The 13,128-nt window shown below is 49.8% G+C and carries 8 protein-coding genes; 2 read left to right on the top strand and 6 right to left on the bottom strand.

Annotation, left to right across the window (positions count from 1 at the left end; genetic code table 11):
* Position 1 precedes the first annotated feature (1 nt).
* From BLU87_RS04540 to BLU87_RS04530, 3 genes are all read right to left on the bottom strand, one after another.
* Entirely contained in the window at positions 2-859 is an 858-nt protein-coding gene (locus BLU87_RS04540) for a hypothetical protein (RefSeq protein WP_092345153.1), read from the bottom strand.
* 85 nt (positions 860-944) lie between these two features.
* On the bottom strand, positions 945-1,304 hold the full coding sequence (locus BLU87_RS04535; RefSeq protein ID WP_092345151.1) for a translation initiation factor Sui1: 360 nt from the start codon (positions 1,302-1,304) through the stop codon (positions 945-947).
* Between the two features lie 42 nt (positions 1,305-1,346).
* A complete protein-coding gene (locus BLU87_RS04530) occupies positions 1,347-1,550 on the bottom strand; it encodes a hypothetical protein (protein ID WP_092345149.1) in 204 nt (67 codons plus the stop codon).
* Positions 1,551-1,834: 284 nt separating this feature from the next.
* Between BLU87_RS04530 and BLU87_RS04525 the strand changes: the two genes are divergently transcribed.
* The gene (locus BLU87_RS04525; RefSeq protein ID WP_092345147.1) at positions 1,835-4,210 is read left to right on the top strand and encodes a PAS domain-containing hybrid sensor histidine kinase/response regulator; all 2,376 of its coding nucleotides are present in this window, start codon (positions 1,835-1,837) and stop codon (positions 4,208-4,210) included.
* 131 nt (positions 4,211-4,341) lie between these two features.
* Complete coding sequence (locus BLU87_RS04520; RefSeq protein ID WP_092345145.1) at positions 4,342-5,181, top strand: sulfurtransferase; 840 nt, start codon at positions 4,342-4,344, stop codon at positions 5,179-5,181.
* A 12-nt stretch (positions 5,182-5,193) separates the two neighbouring features.
* Here BLU87_RS04520 and glgA read toward each other — a convergent pair whose 3' ends face one another.
* The 3 genes from glgA to BLU87_RS04505 form a co-directional block, all read right to left on the bottom strand.
* Positions 5,194-9,858: a glycogen synthase GlgA gene (gene glgA, locus BLU87_RS04515; RefSeq protein ID WP_092345143.1), complete on the bottom strand. Its 4,665-nt coding sequence runs from the start codon at positions 9,856-9,858 to the stop codon at positions 5,194-5,196.
* Positions 9,848-10,900: a galactose-1-phosphate uridylyltransferase gene (locus BLU87_RS04510; RefSeq protein WP_092345141.1), complete on the bottom strand. Its 1,053-nt coding sequence runs from the start codon at positions 10,898-10,900 to the stop codon at positions 9,848-9,850. Before BLU87_RS04510 ends, glgA begins: the two co-directional genes overlap by 11 nt.
* Before the next feature lie 61 nt (positions 10,901-10,961).
* The gene (locus BLU87_RS04505; protein WP_092345139.1) at positions 10,962-13,103 is read right to left on the bottom strand and encodes a glycoside hydrolase family 57 protein; all 2,142 of its coding nucleotides are present in this window, start codon (positions 13,101-13,103) and stop codon (positions 10,962-10,964) included.
* Between the last annotated feature and the right edge of the window lie 25 nt (positions 13,104-13,128).

Below are 13,128 nucleotides of genomic sequence, written 5' to 3'. Positions count from 1 at the left end.
ATTAATCCGTCGATTGACCTGAACGCAGTTGATGGACGGCATACCAGAGCAACATCATCGTGGCAATCAGCGGCAATACGGGAATAAACAATCCGCTCGACTGAGCCAGGATAACAGCAGTAAAGAGAGCCACAACGGCTACCGGCAGATAGCGACTCCGGAGTGTTCCCGTTGCCGATCCCGCACCGGACAACCCGAGCAGATTGTCGTTGATGGCGTAATGTTGTGAAACATTGACGAAGAAGGCGACCATGATCCAATCAGAGATCCCAAATACCGGGACCAGGCTGGTCGCATTCGGGAGAGCCAACTTGACCAAAACGATGTCGATGAGTGGAGGTGATCCCACCGGGGCAAGGTAATATTGTTCAATCTCTTTGGCAAAGTTAGCCGTCGGTCCGAGCCACCAACTGAAAAGGTCAGCCAGAGCCATGGCAATACATATGGGGATTACTTCCCAGAGTTTGTTGACGAAGCGGGCCAGTACCGTTCCGATCAGGGTTCCGGTGAACAGTAACAACCCGGATTTGACCCCGACTAGTGGGAGTTGCCAGATCCCAACAATCGATATTTTATTGATCAGCAATAAGGTCAGGACCATGATGCTAAACCAAAAAAAATAAAATCCGCGCGAACGTTTTTCTTGCTCTAGAAGCAGAGCCGGAAGCAGCAGTTGTGCCGCGGAATAAAGTTGCAAGGCGAGGAATATGGCCGTCAACCAAGGGATTTCCGGGCTCATCCGTTGACCGACAGAGCAGAAAGCCACCAGAGCTAATCCCCAGATTAAATGGCAGAAAAACAGAACCGTGATCATCTGTTGGTTGTGTTTGTTAAAGGTGATGTATTTTGGGAGAGCCATACTGCTATTCTGCCTTGCTTGAAATAAAGCGGGTGGATAGCTTGAATAATCTATTTCGGTAGCTAAGTTGCGGGGGGGGATCCGCTTATCCCCCCGCTTTTTTAACCTGCCAACCTTTTGCTGAAAGAAGATCAAATAGCAGGTCACGGTGGTCCCCCTGGATTTCAATCACCCCATTTTTGATGGTTCCACCGGTGCCGCACTTTTGTTTCAGCGTTTTTGCCAATGACTTCAGTTCGGGCCCGTTCAGAGGGATTCCGGTTAAAATTGTCACCCCTTTGCCTTTACGCCCTTTGGTTTCACGTTGAATCCGCACGATCCCATCACTTTTGGGGTGCTTGTCTGGTTGCTGGTTGCAATGGCATTTTTGTAGCGGGTGACCGCAGTTTTTGCACGTCGATCCCATTTCATCCGAGTATACGAGTCTGCTGTTGGAGTTTGACATAATTCTCTCATGGCCCGGCAGGGCAGGGCTTTATGGCTAATATTAGTGATTTAGAGTTTTTTTGAACTGACATTCGACACAGATGTTTTTTAATTCATAAAGTCCGGATTCGGGATTCATCACAGTCGCTGTGGTTATATGTTCATTACAGGTAATCTTGAAGCATTCACTACAGGCGATCCCTGAACCAATCGTTGAATGATAGTCACAAATATGGCACATCCAAGCACTTTTTTCTTCTGACATGCTGACCTCGTTAGGTTGTTGTGAAACCACATCATAACGAACTGAGGCGGTTTCATCCAGATTTTCTTTAGGTGGCAGTGATTTGAATGGGTATGAAAGGAAACGCCAGCGGCACAGATGAATAAAAATATAAAATGGCAATGGGAATTAGGTATAAATTGACAATTGTGAAACATAACAATAGATTAGAGATGAACAACCAAATACAATAATGGTATTAATGTCAACGTGGTTATGTAGTTCGCAATTTCCATCCTCGAAGAAGACTAAAACCGAGAGGTAGAATGATGAACGATGAGTCCGTATCACAGCTAAAGGAAGAAAATTCAAAGTTGCAAAAAGAGCTCAATTTCACTCGTGAGCTCCTTGAGTCTGCAAACAGTATTATTATCCGCTGGGATAAGGACCGAATCATCCGTTATATCAATAGTTTTGGCTTGCGCTTTTTCGGTTACACCGCTGATGAGCTGCTGGGCCGTCAGGTCATGACAATTGTTCCGGACGTCGAAAAAAGTACGGGACGCTACCTCGATCAACTGGTTGCAGATATTACAAAAAATCCCAGCCAATATGTATCGGTCTCGAGTGAAAATATAACCAAAGACGGTCGAACGGTTTGGGTGACCTGGACGAATAAAGAGATTCTTGATGATGAAGGGAACCTCGAGGAAATTCTTGCGATCGGTAATGACATCACTGCCCTCAAAGAAGCCGAACTGGAGCGTCAGAGATATCAGGATAAGGTCGATGAAATTCTAGAGGGGATGGTCGATGCGGTATTTGTCTCGGATAATACCGGGAAGCTGATTTATCTGAACGAGGCCTTTGCTGGTTTTCATCGCTTCAAAAACAAGGACGCATATACCTTTCATTTAGCAGAATACTCTAAAATCCTACAAGTTTACCAGATGGATATGACGCCGGTCCCCTTGTCTCAATGGCCAATCTCCAGAGCTTTGCGAGGGGAGTCTGAGGCCAATGTTGAGTATATCCTAAGTCGCAAGGATACCGGTGAAACCTGGATTGGAACCTATAGCTTCGCTCCCTACTTTGACCGTCAGGGGAACATCGCTGGAGCCGTAGCGGTCGCGCGGGATATTACCGTAGAAAAAAAAGCAGAGGAAAACCTGCGCGAGAGTGAGGAACGCTTTAAGAAGATGTTCCAGAATAACAGTGCGGTGATGTTTCTGGTTGATCCTGACAATGGTTTGATCGTTGATGCCAATCTGGCGGCAGAGAGATTTTATGGCTATTCACATGAAGAACTGATTGCGACCAATATAAATCAGATCAACATGGAATCCCCTGATATCATTGTCAAGGCGTGGCAAAGTGTTTATCAGGGGCAAGAGAACCATTTTATTTTTCCGCACCGGATTGTCAGCGGGGAAGTCCGGACCGTTGAAGTTTATTCGACCACCATCCAGGTACAAAAGAGGGTATTGCTTTTCTCCATCATCCATGACATCACCGATCGGGTCAAAGCTGAAGCCGATCGCCGAGACCTAGAACACCAATTGCAGCAGAAGTACAAGATGGAAGCCATCGGTGTTCTGGCCGGAGGTATGGCTCACAATTTCAATAACAATCTTTCTGTTATTCTCGGTAATCTCGAACTGGCACAAATAAAACGCTACGATCCTGTTAAGGTCAATGAGTTTATTGACCGCGCTAAAACTGCCGTTCTGCGTTCCCGTGACCTGATTAAACAGATCATGACCTACAGCCGCAAGGACGATCAATGTAGTGAGCGGTTGCAACTCTCTGAGACGATCGCCGAAGTGATTGACATGGTCAAGTCGACCATCCCCAGCAGTGTCTGTTTACAGCAGAACTTAAGCCCAGAAAGTATTCCTGTCTACATTCAAGCGAATGCTTCTCAGGTTCAGGAAGTTCTCCTTAACCTTTGTAATAACGCGGTCCATGCCATGGAAGATCAGGGGAGCCTGACTGTCAGCTTGGAAACTGTTGAATTACAACAACAGCAAATTTCTGCCCACTCCCTTTGTCAGCCCGGCTGCTATCTTCACCTTAGCGTGAAGGATACCGGTTGCGGCATTGTTCCAGGGCTTGAAGGAAAGATTTTCGACCCCTTTTTCACCACCAAAGAGACGCATACCGGAATGGGGCTTGCGACGGTTCAAGGGGTGATGGAAAAGCTTAAGGGGATGATTACCGTCGAAGGTCACAACGGACAAGGGGCAACCTTCCACCTTTACTTCCCTGTCTGTGAAGGGGCAACTGCCGATGAGCCCATGCTTAACGTCACCGGGTTGCCCAGCGGGGACGAGCGAATCCTTCTGGTTGACGATGATGAGATGGTCGCCACAATGAGTCACACCATGTTGACCGAGATGGGTTATCAGGTCTCGGTGATGACTGATAGTCAGGAAGCTCTGAAACTGTTTGCTGCCAATGCCGACGGTTTCCAACTGGTGCTCACAGATCAGACTATGCCGGGTTTAACCGGTCGGGAGCTGATTCTGGAGATGAAGAAGATCAGGCCCGATATTCGTACCATTGTCTGCACCGGTTATAGCAACAAGGTTGATGAAAATGGAGTTAAAAATTTCGGTGCCGATGCTTTTCTCATGAAGCCTTTGACCATGCCGGAATTAATCCAAACGGTAAGGCGGGTGTTGGACGGAGTGTGCTGTTGACAGGGTTCAGAATGAGATGTTCAAGCCTGTCAAGTGGTTGATTCTGTGACTATCGCCAAGCCTTGGTGAAGGTAGAGGAGCTGTTTAAAATAGCTCCTGTTCTACCGTCTCTAACCGGAGCACAACACCTGATGACGATCCCCTTGCTGGTCAGCCCTGAGTGGCTGCAAGAGAACTTGAATAATTCTCAAATTCAGGTGATTGAAAATCCCCGGAATAAGAGCTCCTATCTACAGGGGCATATCCCCGGAGCTGTCTGTTCGCCCACCAATCCCCACCTTAAACGCTATGACACTAACGGTGAGAAGACCCAATATGTCATGACTGCTGATGAGTTTCAGACTGTCTGTCATGACCTTGGGCTCAAACGCGACAAACACTACATTATTTATGATGATGAGAACGGTCTTCTCGCTGCGAGGTTCAGATGTGTCTGCCGCCATTTTGGAGTCGATAACGTCAGTATCCTTGATGGCAGTGGCAGAGGTTGGATAAGCCAGCAGCGTCCGGTTTCTAAAATCTTAGAACGTCCAGAGTTTGGCTCCGACATGATCATTAAGCGCCGGGAGAACTATTTTATCGGCTGGAAAGAGCTGCGATCATGGTGCCAGAACCCGGAAGTACAAATTTGGGACGCCCGCCGGGAAGCTGAGTACTGGGGGATAGAAGAGACTAAAAATCTGCGTCGTGGACATCTTCCCGGTGCACGACACTGTCCCTGGTCAGATCTATTGTTGGCTGCCCCCAGCGAGGGGGCAGCGGAGTTTCTCAAGTCAAACAATGAACTGGAAAGGATGTTGACCGATCTGGGCTTCCGTCGTGACAAGACCATCGTCACCTATTGTCAGTCGGGTATCCGCGCCGCTTTTTGTGTTTTTGTTCTGGAGCTGCTTGGATATCCGCAATATCGACTTTATGATGCATCCATGGGCGAATGGAGTTGTCTCCGTGAAACTCCCTTGGTGTTGTGAGTGAAGACTTCGTCAGGTTTTGGGCGAAACAGGTTTATCCTCCAAGACCTTGTTTTCGGCCTGTTTTGCCTGCATGTCTTGATATAAAGCTTGATAGCGCTGGGCAGAGTGGCCCCAGCTGAAATCTTGAGACATCCCTCGCTTGACGATCGATCGCCAACCTTTCTGGTTCGCATAAAGTTCCAACGCTCGGTCAATCGCATGCAATAACTCTGAAGGATCTGATCTCTCAAAGACAAAGCCGTAGCCTGATTTCGGCTTCTCATTGACATCAATGACCGTATCCGCAAGTCCACCAGTGCGGCGGACGATCGGCAAGGCGCCGTAAGTGAGTGCAATCATCTGGGTGAGGCCGCAAGGTTCATAGCGACTCGGGACCAACAGCAGATCCGCTGCCGCATAGATCCGGTGTGAAAGGGTCTCGTCAAAGGTCAGGTTGATCGAAACCTGACCGGGATAACGTCCTTGCTGCTCTTGCCAGAATTGCATCTGTGGTTGGCTGCCTGAACCCAAGAGGACAAATTGAACGTCGCGATCCAGAAGTTGTTCCCAGATTGCCTCAATCAGGTCGATCCCTTTTTGCTGGTCGAGACGGCTGATGACAGCAATGATGGGGGCATCTTTGCGGGTGGTCAGATTGAGTTCTTTTTGTAACGAGGATTTGCAGAACCCCTTGCCGCGTAAATTTTTAGCAGCATAGTGGTGGGACAGATGATGATCTGTTTCCGGGTTCCAGACGCGCTGATCCAGACCATTAATGATCCCAGAGAGATCTTCGCGGCGGTCGCGCAAGAGACCGTCGAAACCTTGTCCCTGCCCAGGAATTTGGATTTCCTGACAATAGGTGGGGGAGACGGTATTAATCAAATCCACAAAGTTAATTCCACCTTTGAGGATCGATAAGCGGCCGTAGTATTCCAGAGCTGAAGATGAACCTAACTCCGGGGGTAATTCCAGTTTCATTAAGGTGTCAGTCGCACACATTCCTTGATAGCCCAGATTGTGGATAGTCAACAGGGTTCTGGTGTGCGCATAAAATTCCTGTTGGCTATAGCTGGTCTTGAGCAACGCGGGAATCAGGCTGCTCTGCCAGTCATGGATGTGGATAATGTCAGGTTTGAAATCAAGCACCTTTGCCATTTCAAGGATCGCTTTTGAGAAAAAGCCAAAACGTAAACTGTTATCCTCATAGTCACCTGCTGCGGTTCCATAAAGTCCTTCACGATCAAAGAGTTCAGGCGTATCGATGAACCAGTAGGGGACCCCATCGTAGACCGCCTGTTTCAGACTGCCTCGGAAAGCTCGGTTGTGGAAGGTGATCTCAATGCTTTTATTTTGTTTAACTTGAGGGACCTTTACCCGTGCGGTTTCCCGATAATAAGGGATCACCACCTGCACATCATGGCCGAGTTGCCGCAACGCTCGCGGCAAGGAGCCCACGACATCGGCTAAACCGCCGGTTTTGGCAAAAGGGGTTGCCTCTGAGGCGACGAAGAGGATCTTCATCCCTTGGTCTTTTGTGACAGGAATAACCTTCGCGGTGATCTTTTCGGTCTCAAGTTGCTGCAACAATGCGTCAACTTGATAGCCCACCTGTTTCGCCAATCGGGTCAGCCGCTTGAGCTGCTTCAGCAGCTGTAGAATTCTTGCTTGAGCTGCTGGCAGGTCATGTTTCGCTATTGAGCGACAGTTAAAGATTTCAAATTGCAGCATCATCAGACAGAAATCTGTGAGTTTTTCCTCGGCAAGCCAGTCGACATGATCGTAGTAGTGGCAGGAGAGCAGGGTCCTGAATGATTGTTGGTTGAAGAAGCGATCAAGCTGTTGGAACAGTTGTCGATCATCCATGGGATGAGATCGCTGCAAGAGGGTTGCCAGCTCTAAAAAGTCAGCCTTTTGCAGCATTGATCCGGGGAAAAGGACCTGAACGATGATCTCAAGCAGGTATTCTGCTGGCATCAAAGTGACCCTGTCTGCTTGGTAGCAGGCGAAGAGTCTCTCGATGAGTTGCTCAAATTTGGAGTGAGTCCTGTTGCTAAAAGACTGCTCAAGAAGTGCGTGGGCCAGATCCCAGCTGGATTCAATGAGGATTGCATCGTGGTCAAGCAACAGATTCCGTCGTTCGGAATCACCGTAGCGCTCCCAGATCATCTGCCAACGACCGTCTTGATCCGATAGACTATTGAAATGGGTCAGAACCCGATGGCTGTAAGGTTGGAGATGGAAGTTCCCCCCTGAGCGGAGTTGTTCTGCGGGTTGAAGACATTGCAGCCCACCACTGATGTTGGTCATCAGCACAAAGTCTTGATCGGCATCAATGCCGCAGGCGTGGAGGAAGCTCACCCCGTTTTTATCGGCCATCGGCACCGCCGGGCCTATTTTACCGGAAATCTGTTTCTGCGAATTGTTACAGAGGACCAGAACCGTATTGTTTGCTAACCTGTTGCTGTAGGCAAGAACATCCTCTTCGACGCCATAAGTTGAAGAAAAATCGTAGAGTTGGAACATTTCAGCGCCACTGAACAATGACCGCTTACGCAGCAGAGGGAAGATCTGCTGCTCATGTCGCTCAATCAATTGCTGATTGGCCTGTTCCTGCCAACGTGGCGCCTGATACTCCATCCCATACTTTTCGTGTAATCCCTCAACCTGACCATGCCCAAACATCGGCAACCCTGGCATCGTCGCCAGCATTGTCGCGACGCAGAAATATTTGTCGCCATCGCCAAATTGTTCAACGGCGGGCTCTTCGTCCGGGTTGCTCATAAAGTTGACAAAGCGTTGCAATATGGCCGGATCAAAGGCCAGAATATTCTTCAGGGTTTCCCTGTATTTGCCGTTTTCCTCGTTCTTTAACATGTTCATAAAGGCGCTGTTGTAGACCCTGTGCATCCCCAGGGTGCGGACAAAATAGCCTTCCATCAACCAGAAGGCTTCAGCCACCAACAGCGTGTCGGGAGCCTCGACGCGAATCCGATCGACCAATTCTCGCCAGAACTCGACGGGAAAGTGGCGATTGAACTCTTCCTGACTCATAGCATAATCGGTCCGTGATGGGACTCCGGAACCGCCTCCAGGGAGGGGGAACCAAAGACGCTGAAAGTGTTTTTTCGCCAGCGTCATAGCGGCATCAAAGCGGATAATTCGAAACCGTTTCGCCACCTCGATAATCAGGCGAATCATGGCTTCACGGACTTCAGGTAAGAGATAATTTAATTGTGCTGTATCGTTCCACGGCAGGTGGGTTCCGTCATTGCCATGATAGATGAAACGAACCTCTCCGGTCTGACGGTTCTGGTAGCGACAGACCACGGCCGCTTCACTATGATCAAAATAGCCATCTTCAATCTGCATCGCATAGGTGGGGTCTTCACTTAGATCGACACCGGTGAAACGATAGCTAGGATATGGCGGATGAGGAAGCTGGATAAACCAATCGGGATGTTCGCGCAACAAAGCTGACTCAATTCCGGTGTGGTTGGTGACCACATCACAAGCCAAGTCCAGTCCACGTTGGCGGCAACGGTGGCGTAAATCCTCCAGCGCGCTGTCACCGCCCAAGTCAGCGGCAACCCGGTAATCATCAATCGCGTAGGCCGATGCGGCAACTTGTCGTTGACCGCTGAGGTTCTTGACTTTTAAAGAGGCTTTCGAGCGCTCCCAGATGCCAATCAACCAGAGGCTGGTAAAGCCGTCGTCGGTGAGTTGGTCCAACTCTTGATCCGGAATCTGGTCAAGGCGCTGAATCGAGCGCTGGTATTTTTGCGAAAGTTGTACCAACCAGACATAGGTTGACTTCGCCAGTAACACCGTCCGTGACATCCAGTCGTGGTCAATGGTAAAATCGGCATATTCTTCATCCATAGAAACTGCCGGGTTTAATGCGATTGTTTCTGGTTTCCCCGGGAATCCAGGTTGGAAGCCCTCCTGTTCATATTGTTCAAAAGCAGTAGAAATGCGATCCAGTAATGTTTTTGGCAGGATAGCGCCCCAGATCTGCCGCAAGAGAGTTAATTGTTGTTGCAGAGTTTTCCCTTGTCGGATGGATTCCAGCAGTCGTGCCAGGAGTGTTTGTGGTCGCGAGCTAAAAGTGTCTGTTGTTTCTGGTATCTCCTGATCGATGAACTCAAGTTGCTGACGATAACGGCTGACGTCATTTAGCCGCTGCTCTTCCGTAGCAAAAAGGGTCCGCGCCGGTTGCAATGCTACATTTTGACTCTGGACGTAGAGCAGCACCAGTTCCAGAAACAGCTCCCGAGTCTGCTGTGTCTCCTCCAGCAGAGAAATCAGCCTCGCAGAATCTATCTGCTTTAACTCGATTTCAGGGACCGGGAAAAGTTGTAAATATTGTTGTAACAGATGATCGACATTTGCCACCTGGAGAGTTTTGTCGGCTAGGCTGATTTGGTTGTTTTGCAGCCGGAAACCCCGTCTGTTGAGGAAGTCACTGGCAACGTAGCGCAGCACCTCATTCAGCGTCGCCCAAAGCTCCATCTCTGCTGCGGTAAAGGGGGATGTTGCTACTGTCCGCAGGTGATCTGCAAGTAAGTGACGGAAGTAAGTCCATTGGGGCCGTGGGGTTTGTGAAAACTGTGGTGTCAGTCGTGCTCCATCCCAGGCGTTGCGGCCACACTGTAGACCCAGTGGGTAGTACCTTTGTAAAAAATTAGCTGTCATGTTTCACCGTCGCGTTGATGTCTGCCCGGCGTAAAAAATCAGCCGCCTCTTCTGGTGCCGTTGGGTTGATATGGAAACCTGAGCCCCATTCAAAGCCGGTCATTCTGGTGAGCTTCGGGGCCAGTTCAATATGCCAATGGTAATTAAAGGGGAGCATCGCCCAATAATCGGGACGTCCCCAGCGAGAATGGACCGGCGGAGCACTATGCAGAATTAATGAGTAGGGTGGGTCACGTAAAACTGTTCTGATTCGTTGCAGGGACTGGCGTAGAGTCCTCGCGAGTTGTTTCAATTGTTGATCGGTCTGTGCCGCAAAGTCATGCTTGTGCTCTACCGGAGTGATCATCAACTCAAAGGGAAAGCGAGAAGCATAAGGGGCGTAAACCAGAAAGGCACCGTCATCACTGACAATGCGCTCTTTTTGTTTGCGTTCCTGTTTAATCAGGTCGCAGATCAGACACCGCTCTTTGCGCTGGAAATGTTCACGGCAAGAGTTCAGTTCCGTGGCCACCAATGGTGGTATCAGCGGCACGGCAATGAGCTGAGAGTGGGAATGGCGGATACGGGAAGCGGTGCCAACTCGACAGTTTTTGAAGATGAAAATATAGCGGAAGCGGCTATCATTCCGCAGGTCCAGCAACCGTGCCCGGTAGGCTTTCAGGACTTCAGTCATCTGTTCAATTGTCATATCCGCCAATTGGGTTTCGTGGTCAGGCGTTTCAATAATCAATTCATGGGCGCCGATGCCGTTCATCCGGTCGTAAAGCCCCTCTGCCCGGTTGTCCAGTTCTCCTTCAATCCCGAGAACCGGAACTTTGTTTGGAATGACCCGGACTTGCCATCCCGGATGATTGGGAGGGCTTCCTCCCGGACGGTGAGCATAAATTTCCGCCGGGGTATGACTTTCATTTCCGGAGCAAAAAGGGCAAAAACTGGCGGGGGGAGCTTCATGCTGTTGCCAGAAATCTTGTGGCCGACGGCCTTGCCCCAGCGAGAGAATAGTCCAATTATCTTTTAATGGATCCCAACGTAGTTCTGACAATGACTTTTTCCTTTCAAGGTAAGAACGTTTTTATCCGGTCAGCAAAAATACTATTTTAACATTAAACCAGCCAGTTTTCTTCATCCAGAACCGCTCCACGGTAACAGAAGCTGGCACTGCCTTCAGTTGGCCACCGGCCGTTTTCACGTTTATCTTTATAGACGTGGCAACTCAAGGTCACCATATCACCGGGATGAAGCTCGAGCTTGTCCAATGGAACCGCCATCTCTAAGACTTGATCACTCGCCGCCTCTCCTGAGGCCAAAACTTGGCCGTTACGGCAAATCTCAAGGATGTTGTTACTAAGATTATAGCGGATATAAAAGAGTTCTTTGATCATCAAACGGATCTCAAAGATCCCTTTCTGGCCTGCAAGACGTCTGATCATCGCAATCTGGTCGATCCTGAAGTAGAGATTGGCGGCATCATAACCGTAGTGCAGTTTCTGTAAGCTCTCACGACTGGCATACATAGCACCACCAACCGACAGCTCAATACAACCTGCAGCTAACCACTCAAAATAATCTCCAACCAAACCATCGATCTCAGGGGTAAAACATGCGGTGGGTTCAAAGCCTGCGGCCTTGACCGAAACAGGTTTAATCGCCTTAAACAGATGGGCTGGGGCAGAAAGACCTTGAAGTTGATACAACCCTTCGAGGTGCCGGCGGAACAGCTGGTCAAAAATTTCAGCCTGAGCTGAAGCATGTTCATCACCGTACCACCAGAACCAGTCACTCCCTTCGGCACGAAGGAGTTCACGCACCAGATCAGTGAGGGGCTCATCCGGGTGTTCAAGGGCGTGGTGGATTTCATTGGTGACAGTGTCCTGGCGCGCCTGATGTAGCAGCTCCCATGCCAGATTTTCTTCAGAATGGCCCACCCAGGTAGTAAAGTCGGAACGAATCCATGATCCGGGAGCTAACCGGTCCAGATGACGCGGTTCAGAGTGGGAGAGGGCTTCTTGAACTGTTTCCATCTGCAAATCCGGGGCAAGGTTTAAAGACAGGTACAGGTCGCGCAGAAAAGGGTAGCCGTTATCAGGATAGCGCTCCCAACAGTTTTCACCATCCAGAATGATCGCGACGGTTCCCCCCGGGGCCAATCGAGCGATGGTATGCAACCGTTGTAACAGGTCTTTGACCGCTTCTTTGCCATCCCAGCTGGCGTAAAGAAAACCGATTCGGTCAGAGAGTTCACGGTCGCGAAACAGTAACGGCAGGCCGTTGTATTCATAAGGCTGATAGAGTTTACTGCGATCACTCAGACCGCCGTTAAGGCTACGGGCGAGGATGTCCTCATCCGTTGCGCCCCAGAGGGCCCCTTCCTCCGCTAATATGGTCACAGCGGCTTCACTGACGCCCCCTTCTGCTGGCCACATGCCACGTTGACGCTGACCAAAAATCCGTTCAGCTGTTTTTAACCCCTCCCGCACCTGCAAGCGGGCATCTTCCGGGTAGCGAAATGTCGCTGCCGGCAAGGGGAGGCCTGGGCTCGCTTCCTGTGCCGTATGTAAATCACAAAGGAGCGGTAAGATTGGATGGGCATAGGGGGTCACAGAGATCTCTATTTGACCACTCTCTTCTAATTGGCGATGAAATTGGAGGACTCGTTTCACCTCATCGTTGCAGCAACTTAACAACTGTTGCTTCTGCTCTTCGCGGAAATGTGTCCCCTGCTGTAAAAGTTTGGCAACCAGAGTGGATTTTTGCCGCAGATAATGACCTGTCCAGGCCAACAGAAACCAGACTTGTAAATCCAGCAGGTCCTGTTCGTTAAAGTTCAGAGCGTCGGGTCGTGCCCCTTTGCCACGTTGACGAAACAGTTCGTGGTACCGGGTGTGGGCGAGAATCTGGGTTTCTTCGTTCACGGAGAAGAAATGCTCAACCATGAACTGACGTTCGGTATCGGCGAGCTCTTCCGGCTTGCGTGAGAGGATGTCGAGCCAGCGATCATGATCTGTCCCGTTGCTGTAACGTTCTAATTGTTCAAGGAGGGATGGAACCAGATTGACGGTGACCCGTGCGTCGGTTTCGACAATGGTATCTAACATTTCCCCATAATCTTTGACGCCGTGCAACCAGGTCCAGGGAAGTAGGGTCTGTCCGCTGATCGGGTCGAGATAATCGGGTTGATGCATGTGCCAGAGGATGCAAACTTTCAGGGGCTTTATATTTCCAGGCGTCGCGGCAAGGGCTGCCATTCGCTTTCCTTTTCTTTCGCAGGTT

The organism is Desulfuromusa kysingii (genome assembly GCF_900107645.1).
Classification (GTDB): domain Bacteria; phylum Desulfobacterota; class Desulfuromonadia; order Desulfuromonadales; family Geopsychrobacteraceae; genus Desulfuromusa; species Desulfuromusa kysingii.
This window is presented reverse-complemented; position numbering and strand designations above follow the sequence as displayed.

Excerpts from the sequence above, each read along its gene's own strand:
- BLU87_RS04525 (WP_092345147.1), top strand. The coding sequence starts at position 1,835 with ATGATGAACGATGAGTCCGTATCACAGCTAAAGGAAGAAAATTCAAAG.
- BLU87_RS04520 (WP_092345145.1), top strand. The coding sequence starts at position 4,342 with ATGACGATCCCCTTGCTGGTCAGCCCTGAGTGGCTGCAAGAGAACTTG.
- glgA (WP_092345143.1), bottom strand. The coding sequence starts at position 9,858 with ATGACAGCTAATTTTTTACAAAGGTACTACCCACTGGGTCTACAGTGT.
- BLU87_RS04535 (WP_092345151.1), bottom strand. The coding sequence starts at position 1,304 with ATGTCAAACTCCAACAGCAGACTCGTATACTCGGATGAAATGGGATCG.
- BLU87_RS04505 (WP_092345139.1), bottom strand. The coding sequence starts at position 13,103 with ATGGCAGCCCTTGCCGCGACGCCTGGAAATATAAAGCCCCTGAAAGTT.
- BLU87_RS04530 (WP_092345149.1), bottom strand. The coding sequence starts at position 1,550 with ATGTCAGAAGAAAAAAGTGCTTGGATGTGCCATATTTGTGACTATCAT.
- BLU87_RS04540 (WP_092345153.1), bottom strand. The coding sequence starts at position 859 with ATGGCTCTCCCAAAATACATCACCTTTAACAAACACAACCAACAGATG.